The organism is Micromonospora sp. NPDC047187, from assembly GCF_040643355.1.
Taxonomy (GTDB): domain Bacteria; phylum Actinomycetota; class Actinomycetes; order Mycobacteriales; family Micromonosporaceae; genus Micromonospora; species Micromonospora salmantinae.
In genome coordinates, this window is sequence record NZ_JBEYUF010000022.1 from 54,515 (window position 1) to 78,766 (window position 24,252).

Below are 24,252 nucleotides of genomic sequence, written 5' to 3' on the forward strand. Positions count from 1 at the left end.
TTCACCCACCCTCGACCTGCTTGCCCGGCAGGATGGGGTGAGTGCGGATGTCCGGACGAGGCGGCAAGGCCACGCTGATCGCGGTGGCGGTCGTGCTGGCCTGGTTGGTGATCGGCGGCGTGTCCGGCCCGTACGCGGGGCGCCTCAGCGAGGTCGCCACCAACGACAACGCCGCCTTCCTGCCCACCGACGCCGAGGCGACCCGTGCCCAGGACCTCGCCGGCAAATTCGTCGACCGGCAGACCATCCCGGCTCTGGTCGTCTACGAGCGGCCCTCCGGGATCACCGACGCGGACCGGCAACGGGTCAGCGCCGACGCCGCCCGGTTCGCCCAGATACCCGGCGTGGTCACCCCACTGCCCCCGCCCATCCCGAGCGACGACGGCCAGGCACTCCAGGTCGTCGTACCGGTGGACGACGCCCAGGGCGAGGAGATCGGCACTGTCGTCGAGCGACTGCGCGACATCACCGGCGGTGACCGCGACGGCCTCACCGTTGACGTCTCCGGCCCGGCCGGTCTGCTCGCCGACCTGATCGAGGTCTTCTCCGCCATCGACGGACCACTGCTGCTGGTCACCCTGGTCGTGGTGCTGGTCATCCTGCTGATCGTCTACCGCAGCCCGGTCCTCTGGATCTTCCCGCTGCTCGCCGCCGGGATGTCGTACGCCCTCGCCTCGGTCTTCGTCTACCTGCTCGCCGACGCCGACGTGGTCAAGCTCAACGGGCAGGCCCAGGGCATCCTCACCGTGCTGGTCTTCGGCGCCGGCACCGACTACGCGTTGCTGCTGATCGCCCGCTACCGGGAGGAGCTGCACCGGCACGACGGCCCGTGGGACGCCATGAAGACCGCCTGGAAGGGCGCCGCGCCAGCCATCATCGCGTCCGGCGGCACCGTCATCGTCAGCCTGCTCTGCCTGCTGCTGTCCAGCCTCAACTCCAACCGGGCACTCGGCCCGGTCGCCGCCATCGGCATCGCCGCCACCCTGCTGGTGATGCTCACCTTCCTACCCGCGCTGCTGGTGCTCGGCGGACGGTGGGCGTTCTGGCCCCGACGGCCCCGAGCAGACCAGGCCGACCCGCGCGCCGAACACGGCATCTGGAGCCGGGTCGCCGGCTTCGTGGCCCGGCACGCCCGCCCGATCTGGCTGACCACCGCAGTCGTGCTGGCCCTGCTGACGCTCGGCCTCACCCAGCTCGGCGCCACCACCCTCGGCCAGTCCGACCTGTTCACCCAGCGCACCGACTCGGTCGACGGCCAGGAGGTGATCTCCCGGCACTACCCGGCCGGCACCGGCAGCCCGGCCACCATCTTCACCACCGAGCAGACCGCCCGACAGGTCGCCCAGGTGGCGAAGGACGTGCCCGGGGTCGCCGACGTCCGCCCCCTTCCGGCCGGCCCGCAGACCGGCCCACCCGAGGAGAACGCCGCCCCGAAGGTCGTCGACGGGCGGGTGCAACTGGAGGCGACCCTGGCCGACCCACCCGACAGCGACGGCGCCGAGCGGACCATCCGCGAGCTGCGGGTGGCCGTACACCAGGTGCCCGACGCCGACGCGGTGGTCGGCGGCTTCACCGCGATCAACGTGGACACGTCGGACGCCGCGAAGCGCGACCAGAACGTCATCATCCCGGTGGTGCTGGTGGTCATCGCTGTCATCCTGGCCCTGCTGCTGCGCGCGCTGCTCGCCCCGCTGCTGCTGATCGCCACAGTGCTGCTCAGCTTCGCGGCGACCCTCGGCCTCTGCGCGCTGCTGTTCCGCCACGTCTTCGACTTCCCCGGCGTGGACTCGTCGTTCCCGCTGTTCGCGTTCGTCTTCCTGGTCGCGCTCGGCATCGACTACAACATCTTCCTGATGAGCCGCGTCCGCGAGGAATCGGTCAAGCGCGGCACCCGCGCCGGAGTGCTCGCCGGCCTCGCCGTCACCGGCGGGGTGATCACCTCCGCCGGAATCGTGCTCGCCGCGACGTTCTCCGCCCTCGCCGTCCTGCCACTGGTGGTGCTCGTCGAGTTGGGTACGGCGGTCGCGATCGGGGTACTGATCGACACCATCATCGTCCGGTCGCTGCTGGTGCCCGCACTCGCGTACGACATCGGGCCGAAGATCTGGTGGCCGGACCGGTTGTCCCGGGCGAACGGTGAGCGGGAGGCGCGCGGTGCTGGCTGAAACCGATGTGGTCATCGTCGGCGGCGGCCTGGCCGGCCTCGCCGCCGCCCGCCGGCTGCACCGCGCCGGCGTGCCCTGGCTGCTGGTGGAGGCCGAGGGCCGGCTCGGCGGCCGGGTCGCCACCGACGTGGTCGACGGTCACCTCATCGACCGGGGCTTCCAGGTGCTCAACACCGCCTACCCCCGGCTCGGCACGCTGCTCGACACCGACCAGCTCAACCTCGGCCACTTCACCTCCGGCGTGCTGGTCCGCAAGGGCGACAAGCTGCTGCGCCTGGTCAACCCGCTGCGCGAACCGACCGGCGGTCCCGGCACCGCGCTCGCCGGGGTCGGCTCCCTGCTCGACCGGCTGCGCTTCGCCGCGCTCGCCACCGGGTGCGCCACCCTCCCCGCGTCCCGGCTGCTCGACGCGCCGGAGACCAGCACCGAGACGGCGCTGCGCCGCGCCGGCCTCTCCGACGCCATCATCGAGGAACTGCTGCGACCGTTCCTGTCCGGTGTGTTCATCGACCGGGAACTCTCCACCTCAAGTCACGTGCTGGCGATGGTGCTGCGCTCCTTCGCCCGCGGCCGGATCGGCCTGCCCGCCGAAGGGATGGCCGCGCTGCCCCGGGCCATCGCCGCGCCGCTGCCGGCCGACCTGCTCGACCTGGACACCCCGGTCGCCGAGGTCACCCCCGGCCGGGTCCGCACCCAGGCCGGCGACATCCGCTGCCGGGCCGTCGTGGTCGCCGTCGACCCGCCCGCCGCGGCCGCGCTGCTGCCAGCCCTGGCGACGGTACGCATGCACAGCTACACCACCTACTACCACAGCGCTCCCGAGCCGCCGCTCACCGAACCGATCCTGCTCGTCGACGGCGACCGACGCGAACTCGTCGCCAACACCGCGGTGCTCAGCAACGCCGCCGCGACGTACGCGCCCGCCGGACGGCACCTGATCGCCACCTCGGTGGTCGGCCCCACGGCCCCACCCGAGCCGACCATCCGGGCCGAGTTGACCCGGTTGTACGGCCGCTCCACCGCCGACTGGACCCACCTCACCACGGTGGCCGTCCCCGAGGCGCTACCCGCCGCGCCACCGCCACAGGGACGGCTGCGCAAGCCGGTGGCGCTGGGGGAGGGCCTGTTCGTGGCCGGTGACCACCGCGACAGCCCATCGATCCAGGGCGCCCTCACCAGCGGCTGGCGCGCCGCCGGCGCCGTACTGGACGAGCTGCGCGCCGGCTGACAGGCGTACCCGAGCACGCTGTTATATTCCTGTTGCCCATCGTGCTGGCGCAGGCGTGGGCGCCGGCCGGCTCGGTGCTGGCTGCTGACCGCCGAGCGGGATAAGATCCGGCGCGGTGTTCGGGGCGGTAGCTCAGCCGGTTAGAGCAGGGGACTCATAATCCCTCGGTCGCGGGTTCGAGTCCCGCCCGCCCCACCAACTTCCTGACCTCTGGCTCTTGACTGAGCTGCGATCGCCATGGGATCCGTTGACCGAGGGATCGAGCCCTTCCAGGGCAGCGAGGCGCTGATGCATGCATAATGAATGCATGGTTGCTATCCAGATTCGGGACGTCCCGGAAGAAGTACGAGACGCCTTGGCTGCCCAGGCCAAGGCGCGCGGGCAGTCCCTTCAGGCGTACCTGCTGGAGTTGGTGGAGACGCAGGCTCGACGTCTGCGCAACACGGCGACCCTCGATCGCTTCGCCGGCCGGTCTGATGGCACTCGCGCCCTTCCGGGGGAAAGTGCCGCCGAGCTGGCAGACCAGCGGGAGCAGCGGGGGCCGTGGGGTAGCGCCGCATGATTGTCGTGGACGCCTCAGTCCTGGCTGATGCGTTGGTCGACGACGGGCCGGTAGGCGACGCGGCGCGGGCGGAACTGACCGGAGATCCGCACTGGGCGGCGCCAGGCCATCTTCTGGTGGAAGTCATGTCGGTGATCAGGGGCAAGGTCCTCGGTGGCAAGCTCGGCCCTGCCCGCGCTCAAGAGGCCGTCGACGCTCTGCCCTCACTGGTCATCGACGAGGTTGAAATCCCGGGTTTGCTCGACCGAATGTGGCAGTTGCGGAGCAATGTTACGGCGTACGACGCAGCCTATGTCGCGGCGGCGGAGTTGATGACCTGTCCACTTGTGACCGGAGATGGTCGGCTCGCCAAGGCCAGCGGTGTCCGCTGCGAAATCCGACTGCTTGCACCGTCCTGACGACGGCTGCCACGGATCATCGGCCCGTGCCTGGACGCGGTGGTACGAGAACGCCACAGTGTCGCCGAGGTCGCGTACGAGCGTTGCCTTGCGTCCGAGGGGTAACGGAGAGAGGGCTGATGGGCGACTTCCATGACTGGAACGACATCCGCGCAGAGCTACACGACGGGGACAACGACGCGCTCGATGTGGAACGTGCCCGCACCGAGGCGTGGGTCAGCGCGTTTCACCTCGCTGAGGAGCGTAAGCGTCTCGGTCCGCCAGCAGTAGGTGGCCGAACTGATGGGGCCACACCCGCCAGGCGGGTCAGATCGAGAACGGCGATCTTGAGGCTAACGAGATGGCGCCCGACTCTGAGCCGGGTATGCATGAGCCTGGACGAGTAAGTCCTAACCTGGCTGGGGCTGTGGGTGCAGCCGGCGGTCGGCGGTGACCGTCGGTCGCCTCCGTCGGGGCGGACACGGTATTGAGCGGTATACCTCAGAGGTATAAATATGACTTTGAGGTATACCGCTCAACAGCACATCGACATGCCGGGTCAGCCAACGCGCATGCTAAAGGTTGGGCGTAGGCGATCAGGGCGTCAGATCGCTTAACCTCAGCCACATCGAACGACACCCGCGTCCGACCACACCGGGGCGCAGAATCACGGCATGCCTCGATTTACGCCCGCTTCATCGCGCTCCGGGCCGGAGGCTACGCAGCTCCGCGAAGCGAAGGGCCTGACCGGTGAGGGAGTGGCGGAGACCGTCGCCTGCTCACCGTCTCGATCGCGTACGGCGTCCAGATCGATGAGGAGCCGGGAACCTCGCTGCTCGATCAGGCGTGCGGTCTGCGGGAGGACGGCTGGTGGTAGCGGCTTGGTAGCAAGTACGCCACCTACATCGCGTACGAGATCGAGGCCGTGGAACTCAAGAACTTCGAGCCGATGCTCGTGCCCGGTCTACTGCAGACCGAGAGCTATGCCCGCGAGGTCAACGTCATCGGCCGGGAGACCGACCAGGAGACCATCGACCAGCGGGTTTCCGCCCGGATGACCCGACAGGAGGCCGAACGTGACGATCCAGGTGCTGCGCTTCGAGGCCGGCGCTCACCTGGCGGACAGCAGCGGCTTCGCCCTGCTCAGCTTCGAGCGGGACGAGCCGCCACTGGGCTACATCGAAACCCTGGCTGGCGAGCTGTTCCTTGAGTCGAGCCGCGACCTGGCGCGGCTGTCGGCGGCGTACGACAATCTGAAGACGCTGGCGCGGTCACCTGTCGAGTCGATCAGGTTCATCAAGGAGCTGAGCAAGCATGGAACGTAACGCCTGGCGCAAATCGAGCCGTTCCGGCAGCAACGGCCAGTGCGTGGAGGTGCGCGACCGGCGCGTCCAGGTCGACGTCCGCGACTCCAAGGCGCCCGATGCCGGGACGCTGAGCTTCGCGCCCGCCGCCTGGGACGCGTTCGTCGACACGATCAAAACGAACGCCGGCCGCCCCTGAGTGGGAGGGGAGGGCATTGACGGCTGCCGTAGACAGGATGGTGCCGCCAGCCTCTCCGGCTGGGCTCTGGCCTGCTGGCGATATCGGCCTAGCCACCCGGCAACACTGGCCGAAGGCAGGCCTCACGTCTTAGCTGGGCTTGATGGCGTGCGAACTGCACGAGCAGCTGAATCAGCCGGTGGGCATCGCCGAGGTCAGTGGCCTGGAAGGCGACGTCCGACCGCCGTCGACGCGGGCCACACCCGGCGCCAGAACGTCGAGGTCGACCATGTAGGGCCGTACAGATCGACCTCGACGTCTAACCGCCCGGCCATCTTCGCCGGGGACCGATGCGTGACGGGTGATCGCATCGACGGCACCGTGGCGCGGCCGCGTTGGCTCACGTCTCTGGCTCCTACTCAGCCCATGGCGGTCTGCTGCGGCGGGAGCCGCAGTTCGAGTTCGATCGTCCGCACCGGCTTCTCGGGGCTCACCGCGATCGGTTCGGGTCGTCCGGTCTTGTAGCCCTGGGCGAAGTCGACTCCACTCCTCTTCAGAAACTCGAGCGTCTCCTCGTCCTGGACATATTCAGCAGCAACACGGATGCCGAGCGTGTGGCACAGCTCCACCAGCTTCGAGACGACGGCCTGGTCGGCAGGCGACCGGCAGAGATCGACGATGAAAACCCCATCGATCTTGACCAGATCCACCGGAAGGTATTTCAGGTGAGCGAGGGCGCCGTATCCCGTACCGAAGTCGTCCAACGCGAGGTGGCAGCCGATCTCTCTGATACCCGTTGCGAAGGCGAGGGCCTCGTTGCGGTTCTCGATGAGGGTGGTTTCGGTGATTTCGAAGGTCAGGCATTCCGGCTTCACCCCGTGTCGGCGGATCGCCTCCGTCACGTAGGTGAGCAGCCCTGGGTCGGCGAGGGACTTGCCGGAGATGTTGACCTGATAGTGGGAGGTCTGGGCCCCGCGGCCGATCAGTTCGAGGGCATGGTCGATGACCCACTTGTCCACGGTGAGGATTTCGCCGACGCGCTCCGCCATGTCGAGGAATGCCCACGGTGCCACGGACTCGCCGGTATCGTTCCGAACCCGCAGAAGGATCTCGTGGCGAGTGACCTCGTTGAGGCGGAGGTCGACGATGGGCTGGGCGTAGAGGGCGAACCTGTTGGCAGACACTGCCTGTCGTACCTGCGAACGGCATTTGTCTATCCGGTCCCTGGGCGCCACCGGCTTGTTGAGTACGGTCGTCGGGATGCCGCTGCGGCGCGCGTCGCGGGCTGCGTGTTCGCCGTCGATGAGCAGGTCGAATCCGGTGGCGACGACCCCGGTCCCGAAGAGCACCAGACCAGCCCACGTGTTGAGGCGCAAGGTCTTGTGCTGAACGCTGAACAAGTGGCGGCGGAATGTGTCGACGATCCGAGCCGTCAGCGCCTCCGGAGCTTCCGCGTGCTCTTCCGCCGGAGCGAGGAGTACGCCCCACAGGCCGGGTCCGACCAGACCGCAGGTCACCTCGTCGCCAACGATCGTTCGCAGGTGCTGTGCGACCTCTGCCGTCAGCTGGTCGTGGTTCTCGTCGGTGAGCGCATCGGGTAGCCGGGTGGTGGGTTCGGTTGCTACGACGATGAGTGCACCGCCGGTGGTGCGGCGGGCTCGGTCGACCTCGTCGGTCAGGTAACTGCGGGTCGGCAGCCCGGTGACAATGTCCAGCGCGGCCAGGTCGGCACAGAGCATTTCGTTTCGAGTGGCGAGCCGGCGACGCTCTTGCCGGGCGAGTTCGAGTGCGGTGGCATCTGCGCCGGTGGCGATGATCCCTGATGGTGCGCCGTCGGTGGTGAGTATCTCGATGTGGCAGTGAACGTGGCGAACGGCGCCACCCGGCTGGATCACCCTGAACGTGACCTCGTCGGGGCGGCGGCGGTCCCATGCCGTCCGCACAACCTTACGAACCGTCCCCACGTCTGCGGGATGAACGAGGTTGGCGAGCCTTTCGGGCGTGAGGCGCAGCGTTCCCGGAGCATGCCCGAAGATCATCGCCATCTCATCCGACCAGGTGAGGTGCCCGAAACCACCGGACTTCCCTCCACCGGTCGTCCAGGTGACCGTGCCGAGCTTCGCCAGTTGCGCGGCACGGGCGACCCTGGTCGCCTCATCGACAACCGCGGTCAACGGGTCGACGAGGTCGGCATCGACAATGATCTCGTACCCGTCGACGACGGACAGGTCGTACTGGCCCTGCGCCGCCCGCGCCACGCGGCGTGCCCGGGCGAGTTCCAGAGGACTGGGTTGGCCTGTCTCGGCCAACGTGAGAATGTCATCGAGGTCCACGGCTGCCTCCCTGCCGCCGGCGGCTCTCCGAGTCCGTATAGCCGGCCTCCTCGGCCAGCTCACGCAGGCGCTTCTTGGCAGCGAGCTTGTAGGAGCGGATGCTGGTTTCGGCCAACCCGAGGATGCGCGCGATCTCCTGGTTGGAGAATCCCTCGCGAGACATCTGGAACACTTCGGCATGCCGCGACGGCAGGTGGTGCAACCAGGTCCTCAGCGTCTCCTGCGCTTCCCATGCGTCGGCGAGGTCCGTGTGCGGTGCCGGGGGCAGATCTTCCGGCGCTACCGCGGCTTCGCGCTGACGTCGGTGCAGCTCCTTGCGAATCTTGTTTCGAGCCGTGATGATCACCCAGCCGATCGGCTCGGTGTAGGTACGGATCTTGAACCACTGGACCCGCCCGTGCAGGTACGCCTCGTTGAGAGCGTCCTGAACCACCTCGCGGTCCCAGCACGCCGCCCGGAGAATCCGCTCCACAGTGTGGTAGCTGACCTCGGCGAAAGCGGCGAACTCCTTGTCGTGCTCTGCTTTGAGGCGCGCGGCCTCCGCCCTGCGCGCCGCTTCACTGTCGACCGGCTCTGGTGTCAGGGCGGCGGTGCCCTCCACCCCCATCACGCGGCCTCCCTGGTGCCATCGCGCCGCGCCGTGTCGCGGCTGCCCAGCTCCACCTCGCGATGCCCGTCCCGATCACGCTCCACGATCCGCACGACGTCGTGATCAGCCTCCGCCAGCCTGATCAGCCAGGTCGCCCGGGCGGCAGTTCGTGTCGACGCCTCACGCTCCTCGTGCAGACGTGTTCGGTGCGCAACGTATGCGCGTACCAACCCTGCCGCCGTTCCGGCGATGGCTAGAGCCAAGGCCAACGCTCCGTGATCGGAGACGGCCGTCGCCAGCGTTTCGTTCATCATTTCCCCTCGTCATCCCCGGTTAGCTAATTACTATCCGTGGCGAGGGGCGAATGTAGATGTCTAACCGTCCACAATATTCTGCTTGATCAATGATCAAGTGCTTGAGCTGCTAAAACTTCCCAAAGTCATGCTACCGGCACGTCGAGCGAGGGGATCTCGCTCCGCCCCCACGCCCCACGGTATGGCCCCTCGACTACTGTGGGTGAAATTGGGATCACCTGGGCCCGGTGCTTGAGGGCGGATCCCGCAGGACCGGACTCAGGACTGAGAGCTACCAGCGCGGTCCTTGGGTCGACAGCCGCTCCGTGTGCCGCGCCTACGGGTGGTCCAAAGGAGGGTGGTCCACATACTCGCCGAACGGCTCGATGGACCCATCCCAACCATTCCAACCCTGTTGACTGATCTGCCGATCGGCGTAGGTGTACGACCAGCGGGCGCCGTCCTCGCCCTCGATCTGGACGGTTCCCGAGCGAACGAACGGCGCGATCGCGACGTAGAAGGCCGTTGTCTGGTTCGACCACTTGGGGTCGCCCTCGTCGTCGTACCCGAACTCGATCCAGTCTCCGTCGCGGACGATTGTGGCCCTGGCCGGATCGGCCAGGTCGACCAGCGTGCCATTCGACGGAAACTCATCCGGCCCGTACCAGCCGCCTCGTCCTGCCAGGGCGGCCTGAACAGCGGCGACCGCAGCGGCGTCGTCCGACTCCGGGAGGTGCAGACGGCCTGAGGGCATCACCGTGTATCCCACGGCACGCACCCTACAACGGTCGATGTCCACCACGCCCCAGCCAGGATCCGGTGGGGCGGCTGTCGCATAGGTGGAACTGGCCAGGGGAGGTCGCAGCAGCCTTCGGCGTGGAGGTCGAGGGCGGGGGCGTTGAGGGTGGACGGCGCGAAGTAGGACGGGTCGGGGTGATAGTCAGTTTGGTGCCGGTGCCACCTGGTGCGTCGAAATCGTGGACTGGACCGGCGGGGCGTAAGCCGGCGAGGTCCTGATGCTGGGCGTGGCCTGCCTGCCAGGTCTCGATCACGGAGTGGGTGCTCACAGCGGCGGCTGCGGCCTGGACCCAGCGGTAGGAGGTCAGGAGGGATCCGTAGTAGCCGGCGGTTGAGCCGTCCGGGCCGGTCGGCCAGTTGTCGATTATCGACAAGGCGAGGTCGTCGAGGATCTCCGCGGTGACCTCGGGTGGACCGGTGGGCGCGACTCTCGGGCCCGGGTGGAGTGAGGCTATGACGACTGCGGTCAAGACGCTGGTCGCCAGGTGCGCATCGGCCCCGAAGTACATGCCTGGCCGACGGCGGACCGACTCGTCGAAGTCCAGGACCGTGATGTTCGCTGCGGTGTACTCACTCACGGGCTAACGGTGCCCGAACCGGCAGGGAAAGAGAAGGTCGGTCTACGAGCCACCCTGACTCTGCGCGCGGGTGCGTTGAATGCTGCCGACCTCGCCTTTGATCGGCAGCCAGTAGAAGGGGATGAACGCGATGACCACTACGAGGCCCACGACCGGATGAAGTGCGCCCAGTGCGGTCCCGACGGCGATCCATAACGGCGCGGGGCGGAAGCGTCTGCTGATCGCCCGGGCGGTGTCGTTGTCGGTGGTGGAGGTCAGCAGGCGACGGCCGTGCCTGGCGTACTCCCAGATCACGTTGAAGAGGATGGCGGCCACCACGTAGGTGGCCCCGTAGAAGATGAGCGCGGTGCGCTTGCCGTGGCCGGACTCGAACGCGTGGGCCAGGAGGGACGAGGCGAACGGCAGGAACGCGATCACCATCAGCAGCAGGGTGTTGAGCAGGAGCAGCATGCGGTCGGCGGAGCGGATGTGGTCGAACATGACGTGGTGGTTCACCCACATCTGCCCGATCAGCAGAAAGGTGATGGCGTACGCCACGTATGAGGGCCACAGTTCGATGAGACCGCGGAGCAGGTGCTCGGTGTCCTCCGGCGGCTGGATCTCCAGGACGAGCAGGGTGACGGCGATGGCAATGACCGCGTCGCTGAAGGTGACTGCCCGCTTCGGATCTCGTTCCGCACCGATCGGGTTGCTGGATCTGGTCGCGCTCGTCGTGGAGGCGCCGCGCGCCGCGCGGAACCAGCGCATGAGCCTCCCCCACTGTGAGAGCACCCGGTCACGCACCGCGGGCAGGGCTGCCCACGGTGGTCATCCACGAGCCTTCCGGTGCCGCGGCCGTCACCGTTCCCTGATCCGTTGCCGCCACCACGCCTGCGCGTGCCACGGACTCGGCTCGGCAGCTCGGGGGTCGGGCAGCGTCTTCCGGAGAAACTCGTCGTCCAACGGGTCGACGACACGCCGCAACTCGCGGGAGGCGGCCGTTGGCAGTCGGCGCATCGCGTCGCCCAGGACGTCTCGCTGGTACAACACATCGCAACCCGGACAGGGACAGTCATCCCCTAGATCCAGCCACCGTCCCGAGCGTCGAATGGCGCGACGGTAACCGGCCAGCGCTGTCGCTACTGGAACGAAACCCGGATGGGTGCCTTCGAGCCTGGCGATCGCCGCGTTCGCGCCGTTCGACAGACCATCGATGGGGCGGAGCTTGCCCGCATTCCGCCCGGCCGACTTGAACAGTGCGCGCAGCGCACCGGGTGACCTACGCGCCATGGACCTTTCGGGGCTGAGTCATGACGAGCACCTTGCCACACCACGGCCAGGCCCCGCCAACCGATTCGCGCTGTGGTGACGCCGCCTGGATGAGTCGGCCTCAGCCGATGTTGAGCAGCAACACCTGGTCGTCGCGGATTTCGGTGACGGTGTCGCGCAACAGCCTCAGCGTGTCCAGACCGGCCGCGCCGCTTTCCTCGAAGTCCACCCCCATCTCCTCGAAGTGGGCGACCAGGTCCTCCGCGCGGTGCGCGCCGGGATCGAGCTGATCCAGTAACCCCGGTGCTGGAGTGATGAGCGTGGTCAAGCCGTACGCGCTGTTGATGGCCTCCGACTCGGCATTGAACTCCGACTGGTCCAGGTCGATGCCGCGCTCCTCCAGATAGGTCAGGACGTAGAGCATGCAGTAGCCGGACCAGTCGTACTCCTGCCGCGTCTTGCTCCCGTGTTCGGCCAGGTACGTGCGGAACGACGACGGCGATGTGCGGGCCAGGCGGGCCAGCTCGGTGATGCTGTCCCTGGGGACCACTGTCAGTGAGGCGATAGCAGACAACGCATCCTCCGTCGTACGACTCTGCCGCTACGGCTTTCCGCCGGCTCGTCGGGCAGGCTACCGAGAGGGAGTGACGAGCACGCGGTAGGTGACGTGCAGGACCGTGCTAGCCGCCCGCGCCGTCATCTGTTCGAGGTTCAGCGGTGGGACGCCGTCGAACAGCCGCACACCGTCGCCGAGGGTGAGCGGCACTATGTGCAGCCGCAGTTCGTCGACCAGACCGGCGGCGAGGTACTGGTTGATGGTGGTCGAGCCGCCGTGGATCAAGATGTCGCCGCCACCGGCGGCCGCGCGGGCCCGCGCGAGTGCCGACTCGATCCCGTCGGTGACGAAGTGGAAGGTGGTGCCGCCCTCCATCGGCTGCGGCTCCCGCGCGTGGTGGGTGAGCACGAACACCGGCTTGTGGAACGGTGGGTCGTCACCCCACCAGCCGTTCCACTGCCGATCCCACTCGCCACGCACCGGGCCGAACATGTTGCGGCCCATGATAACCGCTGAGGCGGCGTCGCTCAGGGCGAGTTCGGCCTGGTTCTCCTCGGCGGCGTCGAACATCCAGGCGTGCAGCCCACGGCCCCAGCCGTCACCGCCGTCGTCGCCGAACGGGCGATCCTCGCTCTGGTTGAGCCCGGCCGAGTACCCGTCGGCGGAGATGGTCTGGTCGGCGATCACCCTGCCGTTACGTGTGTTCATTGCGGATTCTCCATTGGCGTCGGTGTGTGCCGGGTAGTCAGCCTATGGCCGCGATGATCAGTGCGATGCCCACGCCGACGTCGACGATCGCGCAGAATTGCGCCCACGAGCGAGTCACCACGAGGTTGACGCGGTAGTGGTAGGCGTCCCAGATGCCGTGTGCCAGGAACCCGACACCCGCCACGGCGGTCCCCACCTGCGGTTGCGTCGTCGCGGTCAGCAGAGTGATCGCGCCGAACACCATCATGCCGGCGGTCTGCACCGAGAACGTCCGGGTCGGGCTGGACCGACGTCGAGTTGCCGCCCAGACCCACAAAGGCACCAGCAGCAGCGTCATCCCGACCGCCGGATCGACCGGCAGCGCGAGCAGCCGTGCCAGCAGGTGCAGGCCGGTAACCACGACGCTCAGGATGACGAATGCCAGCCACGCGGTCCACGGCCGGCCGAGGGCGTACGCCATGAGGTAGATGCCAGCCATGGTGGCCACCGCCGGCCCGAACAGTTCCGCCTGCTCGTTCACCAGGCCGATCACCGTGACCGCGCCCGCGACGACGGCGAGTGCGACCGCGATCGGCCACCGGTCGGCCAGTCCCGGCCGGCGCCTTGACGACTGCTCGGTCATGACCAGGATCATGCCGACGTCGCCACGGTCGGCGCCGCTTCGGGATCGATCGTGTCCGAATCGCTGGGACGCTGGGCCGAAGCCCTGGCATCAACCCGTGGGCGCCGCCTGCGCCGCCCGGTAGCGGGCGGGGGGCATCGCGTACCGGTCGACGATCGCCTGCCGCAGTGACTCCGGCGAGCCGAATCCGCACCGTCGTGCCACGGCCACCAGCGGTAGAGCGGTCGAGGCCAGCAGTTGCGCGGCGGCCTCGGTTCGTACCCGGCGCACGTAGCGCCCCGGCGTCTGCCCCAGATGCTCGACGAACAGTCGGGACAGGTGACGCTCGCTGACGCCGGTGAGCCGGGCCAACGCCGCAGTGCTCAGGTCGTCGGCGAGGTGGCTGACGATGTGGTCGCTGATGTCGCGGACCATGACGTCGTCGGTGGTCCGGCGGGCCAGGAACATGCTCATCTGGGCCTGCCCGCCGGGCCGGTGCAGGTACGCCACGGTGCCCATCGCCACGCCCCTGGCCAGGGCAGCGCCGTGATCCTCCTCGATGAAGGCGAGGGTCAGGTCCAGGGCGCTCGTCATGCCACCCGAGGTCGCGAGGTGGCCGTCCCGGACGTAGATCGGTTCGGCGTCGACCCGTACGTCGGGAAACCGCTCCGCCAGCTTGTGGGCGTACATCCAGTGTGTGGTGGCCCGCCGGCCGTTGAGCAGGCCGGCCTCGGCCAGCACAGTCGACCCGGTGCAGACCGACGCGACCCGTTCCGCGAGACCGGCCAGCCGCCGGACGTGGCCGACGAGGTGCGGGCTCGCCGCCGCCTGCTCATGCCCACGGCCGCCGGTCACCAGCAGCGTGTGCACGGGCCCGGTGAACCGTTCCAGGCTCGCCTCGCCCGCCAGCCGCAGGCCGGAGTCGCAGGTGATCTCCCGCTGACCGGGGGTGGCCAGGACGATCCGGTACGGCGGCGCGGCGCCGATCCGGTTGGCGATGTCGAGACTGGACGTGACGCAGGCGATGTCGAGCAGCTCCGCCCCGTCGTATCCGACGACGAGGATCACCCGTTCGCGCATGGCCACAGCGTAGCTACCCCCTGGGGGTATTGAAAGTGCCGACAGCCCCATTGGGCCGCTGGATCTTGTCCAGTGCGCGACGAACAGAACGAGCATGCCGGGCTGGAGATTTAGCCTGATTCGGTGATTTCGATGGTTGGTACGGGAGTGCGCGTCAGGCTGCTCGGGCCGGTGGAGGTGGTCGTCGCCGGCAGTCCACAGGCGGTGAACGGCGTGCGCCGCAAGGCGGTTCTGGCCACGTTGGCGCTGCACGCGGGGCGTGTCGTCAGTGTCGACCGGCTCATCGACGTGGTCTGGGGCGACCAGCTACCAGCCACCGCGGCGAACACGTTGCAACGCCACGTCTCCTACCTACGCGGGGTGCTCGGCGAGCCCGGGTCGATCGTGGCGCGCCAGCCCGGATATCTGCTCGACACCGGGCCGGACTCCACCGACGTACAGGCCGCCGAGCGCCTCATCGAGCTGGCCCGGCGCTCGACGGACCGCAACGAGCAGGTGCGGCACCTGACGGCCGCGGTCGCACTGTGGCGAGGTCCACCGCTGGCCGACGTGGCCGGGTCGGCCTGGCTCGAGGAGCAGGCGGAACACCTGGCACGCCTACGGTTGGAGGCCGAACGATCGCTCGCCGAGGCCCGGCTGTCCGTCGGTGAGCACGCCGGCCTCGTCCCCGGGTTGGAACGGCTCGTCCGACAGCACCCCTTCGACGAGCACCTGCACGCGCAGCTGATGCTCGCCCTGTACCGCGACGGCCGACAGGGGGAGGCGGTCGCCACGTACCGGCGGCTGCGCGACAACCTGCGGGAGAACCTCGGCCTCGACCCGGGTCCGCGGCTACGCGACCTGGAGTGCGCCATCCTGCGCCAGGACACCGCTATCGCCGCACCGGCCGCGGCGGCACCAACGCGGGTCGCGGCGCAGCTGCCTCCCCCCGTACCCACGTTCACCGGACGCGACGCGGAGCTGGCGGCCCTCGACGCGCTGGTCGACCGGGGCGGCGCCGTCGTGGTGTCCGGGACCGCCGGCGTCGGCAAGACCGCCCTCGCCGTGCACTGGGCGCACCGCGCGGCCGAACGCTTCCCCGACGGGCAGCTCTACGTCAACCTGCGCGGCTTCGACCCGGCGGCCACACCGACCGAACCGGCGCGAGCGCTGCACGGCTTCCTGGAGGCGCTCGGCGTTCCGGTCGCCCGGATGCCCCGCGACCCGGACGCGATGGTGAGCTTGTACCGCACGACGGTGGCGGGCAAGAAACTGCTGGTGGTGCTGGACAACGCCCGCGACGCGGAACAGGTCCGGCCGCTGCTGCCCGGCTCACCGGACTGCCTCGCCATCGTCACCAGCCGCGACCAGCTCATTCCGCTGGTCGTCACCGAAAGCGCCCAACCGGTGGCCCTCGACCTGCTGAGCCCCGGCGAAGCCCGCGACATGCTGGTCCGCCGGCTCGGGGGGCGCCAGGTCGCCGCCGAACCCGCCGCAGCCGACACCATCGCCGAGCGGTGCGCGCGGCTACCCATCGCCCTGGCCATCGTTGCCGCCAGAGCCGCCACCAACCGGCACTTCTCGTTGGCGGCCGTCGCCGGCGAACTGGGCGACCTGAACGCCTTCCGCGCAGGCGACGAGGCCACCGACGTACGAGCGGTCTTCTCCTGGTCGTGTCGGACGCTCAGCCCACCCGCGGCCCGGCTGTTCCGGCTGCTGAGCCTGCATCCCGGCCCGGACGTCTCCGCCCCGGCCGTGGCCAGCCTGGCCGGCGTCGACGGGCCGGCGACCGGCCCCCTGCTCACCGAGCTGACCCGGGCGAACCTCTTCACCGAGCACACGTACGGGCGCTACGCGTTCCACGACCTGCTGCGCGCGTACGCCGCCAGCCTCGCCGACGAGGCCGAGCCGCCGGCCGAGCGTCGGGACGCCGTGCACCGGCTGCTCGACCACTGCCTGCACACCGCCCACGCCGCCGACCTGGCGCTGCACCCGCACTTCAGCGCGATCAGCCTCCCGCCACCCCGGGCGGGCGTGACGCCGGAGCGCCCCAGGAGCCGGTCTGCCGCCGCGGCGTGGTTCACCACCGAGGTCCCCGTCCTGCTCGCCGCGGTACCGCTCGCGGCACGGTCCGGGTTCGAGGGACACGCCTGGCGGCTCGCCTGGGCCATGGCCGGCTTCCTGCACCGGCAGGGGCACTGGCAGGACTGGCTCGGCACGCAACAGATCGCTCTGGCCGCCGCGTCCCGCATCGGGGATCAGGCGGGGCAGGGCCACGCGCACCGCAGCCTCGGTCTCGCCTGCTCCCGGCTCCGACGGTACGACGAGGCCGACGACCACCTGCGGCGCGCACTCGACCTGTTCACCGACGTCGGTGACGACGCCGGACGGGCGCACACCTGCCTCAACCTTGGTCAACTGGCCGAGCGGCAGGGGCAGCACCAGCAGGCGCTGCGCCATTCCCGGCAGGCGCTGACCCTGTTCCGGGGGACCGGGAACCGGGCCGGGCAGGGGTACACCCTCAACGCGGTCGGTTGGCAGGAGGCGCTGCTCGGCAACTACCACCACGCGCTTGAATCGTGCGGCGAGGCGCTGCGGATGTTGCAGGAGGTGGACGACGTCCAGGGGCAGGCCGACACCTGGGACAGCCTCGGCCACGCCCACCACCAGCTCGGGGACGACCGGCGCGCCATCGCCTGCTACGAGCACGCCCTCGAACTCTTCACGCAGGTCAACGACCGGTACGCCGAAGCCAGCACGTACGTCAACCTCGGCGGCAGCCACCGGGCGCTCGGCGACATCCCCGCCACCCGTGCCACGTGGCACCGAGCCCTGACCATCCTCGACGAGCTCGGCGACACCGACGCCGACTCGATCCGCGCCGACCTCGACCAGCTCGACGCCACGCGGCTGCACTGACGTACCCCGCTTTCAGCGCCGTTTCCGGGCCGCTTCAGCGCGCCAAGCCACTCTTCGGACATCAGTTTCTTCCGCACCAGGAATGGAGCGTTCGATGAGTCGTTTGGCACACCGCCTCGCGGTGATCGGGGTGGTCAGCGGGACGGTGCTGGCCATGTCCTCCGCCGCCGTGGCCCACACCGACAAGCCGCCGCAGAAGGGCGCCGACTGCGTGGTCCAGCACGTCGACGAGCGCGGCAAGATACTCCGCACCGAGACCGCGTCCGAGGGCCGGGAGTACGGCCAGTTCCGCTGCGTCGCCGGGCAGTGGACGTTCGCCTGGGCGCCGTTCGGAGCGGACGACCTGATCACGGCCGACGAGATCCGGATCGACCCGGCGGGTGACGCCTCGGTCCGGCGGTTCACCGGCCCCGCGCTCGGCAACGACCTCACGGTCGGCGAGATGACAGGCATCGCCCAAGCCATCAGCGGCAGCCGTGAGGTGCTGATCGACCGCGCGATCGTGGCCGTCGACGACGGCAAGGAGCGGACCCCGGAGCAGGTCGAGGCGCTGCTCGCCGGCAAGGACGACACCGGGGTACGGGTGCTGGACATCATCGAGAAGCCGAATGCCGCCATGTCGACGAAGGACGTCATCGACGAGGCTGGCGGAACCCCTGAGACGACAGTCGTCTACTTCAGCCTCTGGGGCGCGATTAAGTCGTTCTTTGCCTGGATCGTGGACACGATCGGCGAGATCGGTGAGTGGATCGACGACCACTGTGACGTGGGGTCCCCCAACGACTTCGGCGACATCGTCACGTGTCGCTGGTAGCCCGTCCCACCCCGCCGACACCGATCACGAGATGAGGACAGGATGACAACTCTGCGGGACATCACCAGGCGCGCCGCCATCGTCACGACCGCCCTGATCGTCGGGCTGACCGCTTCGTACGCCCCGTCGCAGGCCGCCGAGGGGGAGGCCCGGACGACGATCACCGACCACCCCGGTGCCCCGGGCACGATGCTTCAACAGTTCGAGGACCTGACCGGCCGACCCGTCGGCGACCTGGACAGGGTGCTGGCCGTCGACACCGGCGGGCGGAACCTCACCGGCGACCAACTCGCAGCGCTCGCCGCAGGTAAGGAGGTCGACGGTGTCAAGGTCGTCGGCACGATTCCGGGCAGCCGGGACGTCCTCGGCACGACCATGGCCGACCTCGCCGACGGCACGTACGACGGCAGCGGCGACAGCGGGACGGCCACGTCCCTGCTCTTCGCCTCGTCCACCCCCGACGGCCGGGAGTGGTGCCTGACCATGTGCGTCGCGTCGGGCAAGACGATCTGGGAATGCCTGTTGTCGCGCCGAACGGGCGAACTGGTCCTCACCCTCGACCTTGATGGCGGCACCACGGTGGGCGAAACGAAGGCTGCCTTCGAGAAGGCCAATGGCGTCGCCGTCGACGGCCCGTACACGGTGGAGACGCTGATCGGCGAGCGTGAGCCCTCGGCGGACGAGATCAAGACGCTCCTCGACGGCAGGGACATCGAGTCGATGCGCCGGGTGGCGACACTGGACGGACCGGACCCCGGGTGGGCGCTGGCCGACATCGCCGAGAAGTCCGGCGTTGTGTACGCGAAGACCAAGGGCCACCTCTTCAGCCTCAACCTTCCGATCCTCGGCAAGATCCTCGTCTTCTGCGTCTCGCAGGATGGTGGGAAGACCTGGAAATGCTCGGCCAAAAAATGGGGCGGGTTCTGACGGGTAGCCGCGTCGACGGTCCCGCTCCGCATCGACCTCCCCGGTCGAGCGGAGCGGGATCCCGCGCTTGAGCGAGCCGGTTCATACTCGGCAGGTGATCAGCAATGAGCCTCGCGTTCCGTGGTCGACTCGCGCGCCTCACCCGGCAGACAGTTCAACCCTGCCGCTCTACATGGTCATCTTCTTCTTCCTCGGCCTCGTTGGCTTCGCGGCGCGCGGAATGGCCGACGGCGGGGAAGGGTTCGTTCTCGCGAGCATCGTCTCGGGAGTGTTCTTCGCCTGCTTCCTGATCCTCTTCGCGATCTACTGGATCGGATACCTGCTCAAGGGGCACGCCGTCTGGCAGGCCGAGCGCCAGGCCGGGTCCGACGGGTCGCCCGTGGAGACCGACAGCAGCGCGGGAGGTCTGCCCGGCGACAGCCCGGCCACCCGGGTGACACCCTGACGCAGCGGCAGGCGGGCCGAGCCGTCCGAGGACGGCTTCGGCCCACGTCGGCCTCTAGGATCGACAGCCGTGACGGCGAAGACGGCCTGCGGGAGCGCATGGTGACGAGCGAGGCAGAACGGCCACTCGACCGGCTCGCCGAGCGGGCCGATGTCGTACTCGTCGACTTCGACGGTCCGATCTGCCGCCTCTTCGGCAGCAGGGCCGCGCCGCGTATCGCGGCCGACCTCCGTCAGCTGATCCTCAGCCGGGGTGTCGTCCTGCCCGACGAGCTGCGCGACGGGGACGATCCGCTGGAGCTGTTCCGCGCGACCGCCGTGTTCGCGCCCGAGTTGGTGGGTGTCGTCGGTGCGGCCCTGGCAGCGGCGGAGGTCGAGGCGGCGGCGTCCGCGGAGACCACGATCGGAGCCTTCGACCTGGTCGCGGCATGCCTGGCGACCGGGCGCCCCCTCGCCATCGTCAGCAACAACTCCGCAGCCGCCATCGGCGCCTACCTCGGGCGCCGCGACCGGGCCCGCTACTTCGCCGCCGTCATCGGCCGAGGCGAGCACCCCGATCTGCTGAAGCCCAACCCGGCGCCCGTTGTGCAGGCCCTGCAAGAGCTGAAGGTCGCAGCCGATGCCGCTGTTCTGGTCGGTGACTCGGTCACCGACGTCACAGCCGCCCGAGCAGCCGGTGTCGCCTGTATCGGGTACGCCAACAAACCCGGCAAGGCCGAACGTCTCGCCGCCGCCGGTGCCGACGCGATAGTGACCGACATGACCGACCTGGCCGGCGTCCTTGCTCGTACGCGCACGCCGGTCAGCCTGCTGCAGTGGGTCGATTCGGGCGGCGGGCCGCTCATCGTCGTGCCGACGACGGCACTCGGCGAGTGGAAGGGCGCGTCGGTCGACGACGATGATTCCTGGGGTGACTACGACCGGGCCTGCCGGGTCGACGGTTACGTGGGCGTGCTCGACGTCGGCACCGGCCAGGCGCTCGTTCTGGCCGACGAGCCGGCTTCCACCACGTACCTCCCGGACCGGCGGATCTTCGTGCGGTGGCTCTACGCCGCCTCCGAGGCGGACGTCGTCCGCCTCATCCCCCGAGCGGTCAAGATCGCCCGCTGGGAAGACGCGGGTACGTGGACGACCAGCGGGCCAGCCGAGTTGTTCGACTCCGGCTACACCGGCGACGGGCTGGAGCACACCACCCATCTCACGGTGGACCTGGCTCGTGGCACGTACCTGATCCGCACCGCTCTCGTGCAGCCCGACAAGGTAACGGCGCTGATGCTGGTCCACCTGGTCGAGCAGACGCAGACAGCGTGAGCGCCGCGCGGGCGGACTTCTGCCGCCTCGCTCGTCTGTGTCGAGCAAGAGGACCGCGCCGATCTTGCAGCTTCTGTTGTTGACTTAGGTGTATATGCACCTTAGATCGGGACAGAAACTGCAAGATCGCGGGAGCGGGGTCAGATCGACGAGGCAGTGCTGGCTGACGAACAGCCGTCCCGCCTACACGCCACTCAGGAAGCGGCCGCGCGGACCGCCGTTCGGGTCGGGACGATGCGGTGGCGGCGGACCGGGTACAGGATCGGGTGCGCGATGTTCCAGGCCCCGCCCGCGCAGGCGAGCTCCTTGTAGCGGGCCGCCAACTTCCCGGTGAGGAGGGACGGCTTGGCCCGGTCGTCGGCGGTCACGTACTGGATGATGCCGTCACGGCGGCCGAGGCTGATGCACTGGTTGAAGTAGCGCAGCGGGGCCTTGGGGAACTTCGCCCGACCGGTCAGGCGTGCGGCGATGGCGTCGGCGGCCTGCCAGGCCATCGGGATGCCCGAGGCGCAGGACATCCGCAGTGGCTTGCCGCCCGGTCCTGCGGCGATCGCGGCGTCGCCCACCGCGTACACCTCGGGGTGTGAGACCGCCCGCATGCTGGCGTCGACGATGATCTGTCCGGTGTCCGCGACCGCCAGGGTCGTGGCGGCGGCGATGGGGTGGACGGCGAAGCCGGTCGTCCACACGGTCACCTGGGCCGGGATCTCCCGACCGTCACGGGTGACCGCACCGGCCGCCTCGACCCGCGCGATGTCGGTGTGCTCGTGGACGGTGATGCCGAGCCGATCACAGACGCCGCGCAGGTGCTGCTGCGCCTTGACGTTGAGCCAGTCGCCGAGACCGCCGCGGGCGGCGAGCGCGACATCGAGGTCCGGCCGGGCCTCCGCGATCTCGGTGACCGCTTCGAGGCCGGTGAGGCCCCCGCCGACGACGAGCACGGTCCCGCCGGCCGCGAGGTGGGCGAGGCGGTCGCGCAACCGCAGCGCCGTCGACCTGCCGGCGATGTCGTACGCGTGCTCGGCTACCCCGGGAACGCCCTGGTCCGCGGTAGCGCTGCCGAGGGCGTAGACGAGCGTGTCGTAGGCGATCTCGTCGGTGCCGTTGTCGTCGGCGAGCGCGACGGTCCTGAGATCGGCGTCGACGGCGGTGACCCGCGCCAGCCGAGGCTTGACGCCGGTGCCGGCGTAGACGTCGCTCAGCGGGAGGCGTTTGAGGTCCTGCCCGACGGCGAGTTGGTGCATGCGGACCCGCTCGACGAAATCGGCCTCGGCGTTGACGACGGTGATCTCGGTGTCGTCCGGGTGCAGCCGCCTGGCGAGGCGCCCGGCGACGATGGCGCCTGCGTAGCCGGCTCCGAGGACGACGATGCGGTGCTTCATGGTGGCACTCCTGTCTCGGTGGTGGTCGCTTCCTGAACCGGACAGCGACGCGATTCCTGACAGGAGCCGGCTATGAGCTGGATCACCAGACGTGGAGGGTGGGCTCCTCGTGCTCCGAGGCGGACCACTGCCGGGTGGCGCGGACGAGCTTGTCGGGGTTGACCTGGTTGTGGATGGCCGTGACACCCTCGGGCGTCACCTCCACTGACATCACGCCGATGACCCGGTCGTCGATCACGACCACCACCGCCGGAGCGCCGTTGGCGGTGGTGACGTGCATGGCTGGGCTGCCACCGACCAGGTCCCGTTTGACGTCGGTGGGCTTGAACAGGCTACGCAGGAACTTCGCCACCGCCAGTGCGCCGACGATGGGCGCGGACCGGGCCGGGATCTTGCCGCCGCCGTCGGCGGTGCTCGTCGCGTCGTCGGTCAGCAACTGCACGAGCCGCTGAATCTCGCCGTTGTTGGCGGCCGTGAGGAACTCGGCGACGATCTTCCGGGCGGTGGTCAGGTCAACCTCCGCGCGGGCCCGTTCGGCGGTGACGTGCTGCTTGGCACGCCGGTAGGTCTGCTGGCAGTTCGACTCGGTGAGGCCGAGGATCTCGGCGATCTCACCGTGCGAGTAGCCGAAGGCCTCCCGCAGCACGTACACCGCGCGTTCGTTGGGCGACAACCGCTCCAGCAGGGTGAGCACCGCCATCGAGACCGACTCGCGCTGCTCGGCGGTGTCGAGCGGGCCGAGCATCCGGTCCCCGGCGAGGACCGGCTCGGGCAGCCACGTGCCCACATAGGTCTCCCGCCGGGCCCGCGCGGAGGTCAGCTGGTTGAGGCACACGTTGGTGAGGACCTTCGTCAGCCACGCCTCGGGCGTCTCGACGTGCTCCCGGTCGGCGCCCTGCCAGCGGAGGAAGGTGTCCTGGACGGCGTCCTCCGCGTCGCTGGCCGAGCCCAGCAGGCGATAGGCGATTGCCTCCAGGCGCGCCCTGGAGTGCTCGAACACCTCGACTTCGTCCGGACTGAGCGGCATGACTAGACAGTATCCAGGCGGACGGTTCAGGGTTGGCTCGTGCTTGGGCCGGAAACCCGGCTCGGCTCCCGCCGACCCACGTAGAAGATCAGCCCGGCCAGCAGCAGCACGAGCGCCAGCGGCACCAGTACGGGAGCGAGGGCCGCCCAGATCGGCCACGCGGGCTCCGCCAACCCGTTTGCCATCAGGCCCTGCCAGGTGAGGACGACACCCGGGAGGAGAACGATCGTCACCAGCGTGCCAACCAGTCGGGGTACGGGCGGACGTTGCCGTCCCGCCAGCCAGAACAGCGCCGCCCCGGCCGCGGCACCCAGGACGGCGGCAGCGAGGGTGACAGTGACGTAGCCGTCGGGCGCGGCTGGCGCAAACCTCAGGACCGCCCCGCGGTCCACCTGCGTGAACGTGGCCGTCAGCCCATCCCGTTCGGCCCGCCAGCCATCGCATGGCGTGCCCGTGACCCGATGGCTGCCCTGCCAACCCAGTGCGGTGGCGTTGCGCTGTACCGACTCGGAGTGCGTGCAGTCGGCAGCCTCGTCGTAGTGGAATTCCACGAACGGCGAGCCGAAGTCGTCGGGGGCCAGGACACCGTAGAGGTAGTTGCGGCCGACGCTCGAGCCGAATGGTTCGGTGCCGGGAAGCAACTCCGCCGCCATGGTCTGTGCCTGGTCGGAGTTGACTGGCGCGGTGCCGCGGCCGGCGTACCAGGAGCCGAGGCTCAGGCCGGCCGTGCCGAACAGCGCCGCGCCGAGCAGGATCATCGCGACCTGCCGTCGTCGAATTCTCACCGGTGGACCCCTTCGCTGGTGTGGGGGAGCGTAGCCAAGGCGAACCAGCTCTGGATGCCCCGCGAG

General features: G+C 69.2%; 23 protein-coding genes, 1 tRNA gene and 1 pseudogene. 12 read left to right on the plus strand and 13 right to left on the minus strand.

What is annotated here, in order from left to right; all coding sequences use genetic code 11:
* Nucleotides 1–47 precede the first annotated feature (47 nt).
* From ABZ794_RS26780 to ABZ794_RS26810, 7 genes and pseudogenes are all read left to right on the plus strand, one after another.
* Nucleotides 48–2,165, plus strand: coding sequence for an MMPL family transporter (locus ABZ794_RS26780; protein WP_357518115.1), 2,118 nt, complete (start codon nt 48–50; stop codon nt 2,163–2,165).
* Nucleotides 2,155–3,393, plus strand: a complete 1,239-nt coding sequence (locus ABZ794_RS26785; RefSeq protein ID WP_357518117.1) for an FAD-dependent oxidoreductase — start codon at nt 2,155–2,157, stop codon at nt 3,391–3,393. Before ABZ794_RS26780 ends, ABZ794_RS26785 begins: the two co-directional genes overlap by 11 nt.
* 121 nt (nt 3,394–3,514) lie before the next feature.
* Nucleotides 3,515–3,591 (plus strand) — tRNA-Ile (locus tag ABZ794_RS26790).
* 109 nt (nt 3,592–3,700) lie between these two features.
* Nucleotides 3,701–3,955 carry a hypothetical protein gene (locus tag ABZ794_RS26795; protein WP_210783910.1) on the plus strand — a complete coding sequence of 85 codons (255 nt, stop codon included), beginning with the start codon at nt 3,701–3,703 and terminating at the stop codon, nt 3,953–3,955.
* A complete protein-coding gene (locus ABZ794_RS26800) occupies nt 3,952–4,353 on the plus strand; it encodes a type II toxin-antitoxin system VapC family toxin (RefSeq protein ID WP_357518119.1) in 402 nt (133 codons plus the stop codon). The genes ABZ794_RS26795 and ABZ794_RS26800 overlap by 4 nt, the downstream gene beginning before the upstream one ends.
* Before the next feature lie 928 nt (nt 4,354–5,281).
* Nucleotides 5,282–5,657: pseudogene (locus ABZ794_RS26805) on the plus strand (DUF5753 domain-containing protein).
* A complete protein-coding gene (locus tag ABZ794_RS26810; RefSeq protein WP_210783913.1) occupies nt 5,647–5,835 on the plus strand; it encodes a DUF397 domain-containing protein in 189 nt (62 codons plus the stop codon). The pseudogene ABZ794_RS26805 and the gene ABZ794_RS26810 overlap by 11 nt, the downstream one beginning before the upstream one ends.
* 398 nt (nt 5,836–6,233) lie before the next feature.
* On the opposite strand, the gene ABZ794_RS26815 is transcribed toward ABZ794_RS26810, so the two are convergent.
* From ABZ794_RS26815 to ABZ794_RS26860, 10 genes are all read right to left on the minus strand, one after another.
* Nucleotides 6,234–8,147: an EAL domain-containing protein gene (locus ABZ794_RS26815; protein ID WP_357518121.1), complete on the minus strand. Its 1,914-nt coding sequence runs from the start codon at nt 8,145–8,147 to the stop codon at nt 6,234–6,236.
* Entirely contained in the window at nt 8,134–8,754 is a 621-nt protein-coding gene (locus tag ABZ794_RS26820; RefSeq protein ID WP_357518174.1) for an RNA polymerase sigma factor, read from the minus strand. The genes ABZ794_RS26815 and ABZ794_RS26820 overlap by 14 nt, the downstream gene beginning before the upstream one ends.
* Nucleotides 8,754–9,047, minus strand: coding sequence for a hypothetical protein (locus ABZ794_RS26825; protein ID WP_247669373.1), 294 nt, complete (start codon nt 9,045–9,047; stop codon nt 8,754–8,756). The genes ABZ794_RS26820 and ABZ794_RS26825 overlap by 1 nt, the downstream gene beginning before the upstream one ends.
* 319 nt (nt 9,048–9,366) lie before the next feature.
* Entirely contained in the window at nt 9,367–9,831 is a 465-nt protein-coding gene (locus ABZ794_RS26830; protein WP_357518124.1) for a hypothetical protein, read from the minus strand.
* A 616-nt stretch (nt 9,832–10,447) separates the two neighbouring features.
* Nucleotides 10,448–11,152 (minus strand): TMEM175 family protein, encoded by a 705-nt coding sequence (locus ABZ794_RS26835; protein WP_357518126.1) that lies wholly within the window; start codon nt 11,150–11,152, stop codon nt 10,448–10,450.
* A 90-nt stretch (nt 11,153–11,242) separates the two neighbouring features.
* Nucleotides 11,243–11,434 (minus strand): hypothetical protein, encoded by a 192-nt coding sequence (locus ABZ794_RS26840; protein ID WP_357518128.1) that lies wholly within the window; start codon nt 11,432–11,434, stop codon nt 11,243–11,245.
* A gap of 340 nt (nt 11,435–11,774) precedes the next feature.
* Nucleotides 11,775–12,227: a hypothetical protein gene (locus ABZ794_RS26845; RefSeq protein ID WP_357518130.1), complete on the minus strand. Its 453-nt coding sequence runs from the start codon at nt 12,225–12,227 to the stop codon at nt 11,775–11,777.
* Between the two features lie 57 nt (nt 12,228–12,284).
* Nucleotides 12,285–12,917 (minus strand): dihydrofolate reductase family protein, encoded by a 633-nt coding sequence (locus ABZ794_RS26850; protein ID WP_210783921.1) that lies wholly within the window; start codon nt 12,915–12,917, stop codon nt 12,285–12,287.
* A 37-nt stretch (nt 12,918–12,954) separates the two neighbouring features.
* A complete protein-coding gene (locus ABZ794_RS26855; protein ID WP_210783922.1) occupies nt 12,955–13,539 on the minus strand; it encodes a hypothetical protein in 585 nt (194 codons plus the stop codon).
* Nucleotides 13,540–13,629: 90 nt separating this feature from the next.
* A complete protein-coding gene (locus ABZ794_RS26860) occupies nt 13,630–14,598 on the minus strand; it encodes a helix-turn-helix domain-containing protein (RefSeq protein ID WP_357518133.1) in 969 nt (322 codons plus the stop codon).
* 132 nt (nt 14,599–14,730) lie between these two features.
* Here ABZ794_RS26860 and ABZ794_RS26865 point away from each other — a divergent pair, with 132 nt between their 5' ends.
* The 5 genes from ABZ794_RS26865 to ABZ794_RS26885 all read left to right on the plus strand — a co-directional run bounded on the left by ABZ794_RS26865 (nt 14,731) and on the right by ABZ794_RS26885 (nt 20,992).
* Entirely contained in the window at nt 14,731–17,496 is a 2,766-nt protein-coding gene (locus ABZ794_RS26865) for a BTAD domain-containing putative transcriptional regulator (RefSeq protein ID WP_357518176.1), read from the plus strand.
* Nucleotides 17,497–17,590: 94 nt separating this feature from the next.
* Nucleotides 17,591–18,310, plus strand: coding sequence for a hypothetical protein (locus tag ABZ794_RS26870; protein WP_357518134.1), 720 nt, complete (start codon nt 17,591–17,593; stop codon nt 18,308–18,310).
* 42 nt (nt 18,311–18,352) lie between these two features.
* Nucleotides 18,353–19,237, plus strand: a complete 885-nt coding sequence (locus tag ABZ794_RS26875) for a hypothetical protein (RefSeq protein WP_210783925.1) — start codon at nt 18,353–18,355, stop codon at nt 19,235–19,237.
* 172 nt (nt 19,238–19,409) lie between these two features.
* Complete coding sequence (locus tag ABZ794_RS26880) at nt 19,410–19,682, plus strand: hypothetical protein (RefSeq protein WP_357518136.1); 273 nt, start codon at nt 19,410–19,412, stop codon at nt 19,680–19,682.
* A 101-nt stretch (nt 19,683–19,783) separates the two neighbouring features.
* Nucleotides 19,784–20,992, plus strand: a complete 1,209-nt coding sequence (locus tag ABZ794_RS26885; protein ID WP_210783928.1) for an Imm21 family immunity protein — start codon at nt 19,784–19,786, stop codon at nt 20,990–20,992.
* 194 nt (nt 20,993–21,186) lie between these two features.
* On the opposite strand, the gene ABZ794_RS26890 is transcribed toward ABZ794_RS26885, so the two are convergent.
* The 3 genes from ABZ794_RS26890 to ABZ794_RS26900 all read right to left on the minus strand — a co-directional run bounded on the left by ABZ794_RS26890 (nt 21,187) and on the right by ABZ794_RS26900 (nt 24,186).
* On the minus strand, nt 21,187–22,374 hold the full coding sequence (locus ABZ794_RS26890; RefSeq protein WP_210783929.1) for an FAD-dependent oxidoreductase: 1,188 nt from the start codon (nt 22,372–22,374) through the stop codon (nt 21,187–21,189).
* A gap of 82 nt (nt 22,375–22,456) precedes the next feature.
* Nucleotides 22,457–23,401 carry an RNA polymerase sigma-70 factor gene (locus tag ABZ794_RS26895; RefSeq protein ID WP_210783930.1) on the minus strand — a complete coding sequence of 315 codons (945 nt, stop codon included), beginning with the start codon at nt 23,399–23,401 and terminating at the stop codon, nt 22,457–22,459.
* Nucleotides 23,402–23,427: 26 nt separating this feature from the next.
* On the minus strand, nt 23,428–24,186 hold the full coding sequence (locus ABZ794_RS26900) for a hypothetical protein (protein ID WP_238690507.1): 759 nt from the start codon (nt 24,184–24,186) through the stop codon (nt 23,428–23,430).
* Nucleotides 24,187–24,252 lie beyond the last annotated feature (66 nt).

Bases quoted from the DNA above. Each gene is read 5' to 3' on its own strand.
- ABZ794_RS26780 (WP_357518115.1), top strand. From the start codon at position 48: ATGTCCGGACGAGGCGGCAAGGCCACGCTGATCGCGGTGGCGGTCGTG.
- ABZ794_RS26795 (WP_210783910.1), top strand. From the start codon at position 3,701: ATGGTTGCTATCCAGATTCGGGACGTCCCGGAAGAAGTACGAGACGCC.
- ABZ794_RS26800 (WP_357518119.1), top strand. From the start codon at position 3,952: ATGATTGTCGTGGACGCCTCAGTCCTGGCTGATGCGTTGGTCGACGAC.
- ABZ794_RS26810 (WP_210783913.1), top strand. From the start codon at position 5,647: ATGGAACGTAACGCCTGGCGCAAATCGAGCCGTTCCGGCAGCAACGGC.
- ABZ794_RS26820 (WP_357518174.1), bottom strand. From the start codon at position 8,754: ATGGGGGTGGAGGGCACCGCCGCCCTGACACCAGAGCCGGTCGACAGT.
- ABZ794_RS26825 (WP_247669373.1), bottom strand. From the start codon at position 9,047: ATGAACGAAACGCTGGCGACGGCCGTCTCCGATCACGGAGCGTTGGCC.
- ABZ794_RS26835 (WP_357518126.1), bottom strand. From the start codon at position 11,152: ATGCGCTGGTTCCGCGCGGCGCGCGGCGCCTCCACGACGAGCGCGACC.
- ABZ794_RS26850 (WP_210783921.1), bottom strand. From the start codon at position 12,917: ATGAACACACGTAACGGCAGGGTGATCGCCGACCAGACCATCTCCGCC.
- ABZ794_RS26855 (WP_210783922.1), bottom strand. From the start codon at position 13,539: ATGACCGAGCAGTCGTCAAGGCGCCGGCCGGGACTGGCCGACCGGTGG.
- ABZ794_RS26860 (WP_357518133.1), bottom strand. From the start codon at position 14,598: ATGCGCGAACGGGTGATCCTCGTCGTCGGATACGACGGGGCGGAGCTG.
- ABZ794_RS26865 (WP_357518176.1), top strand. From the start codon at position 14,731: ATGGTTGGTACGGGAGTGCGCGTCAGGCTGCTCGGGCCGGTGGAGGTG.
- ABZ794_RS26870 (WP_357518134.1), top strand. From the start codon at position 17,591: ATGAGTCGTTTGGCACACCGCCTCGCGGTGATCGGGGTGGTCAGCGGG.
- ABZ794_RS26875 (WP_210783925.1), top strand. From the start codon at position 18,353: ATGACAACTCTGCGGGACATCACCAGGCGCGCCGCCATCGTCACGACC.
- ABZ794_RS26880 (WP_357518136.1), top strand. From the start codon at position 19,410: ATGGTCATCTTCTTCTTCCTCGGCCTCGTTGGCTTCGCGGCGCGCGGA.
- ABZ794_RS26890 (WP_210783929.1), bottom strand. From the start codon at position 22,374: ATGAAGCACCGCATCGTCGTCCTCGGAGCCGGCTACGCAGGCGCCATC.
- ABZ794_RS26895 (WP_210783930.1), bottom strand. From the start codon at position 23,401: ATGCCGCTCAGTCCGGACGAAGTCGAGGTGTTCGAGCACTCCAGGGCG.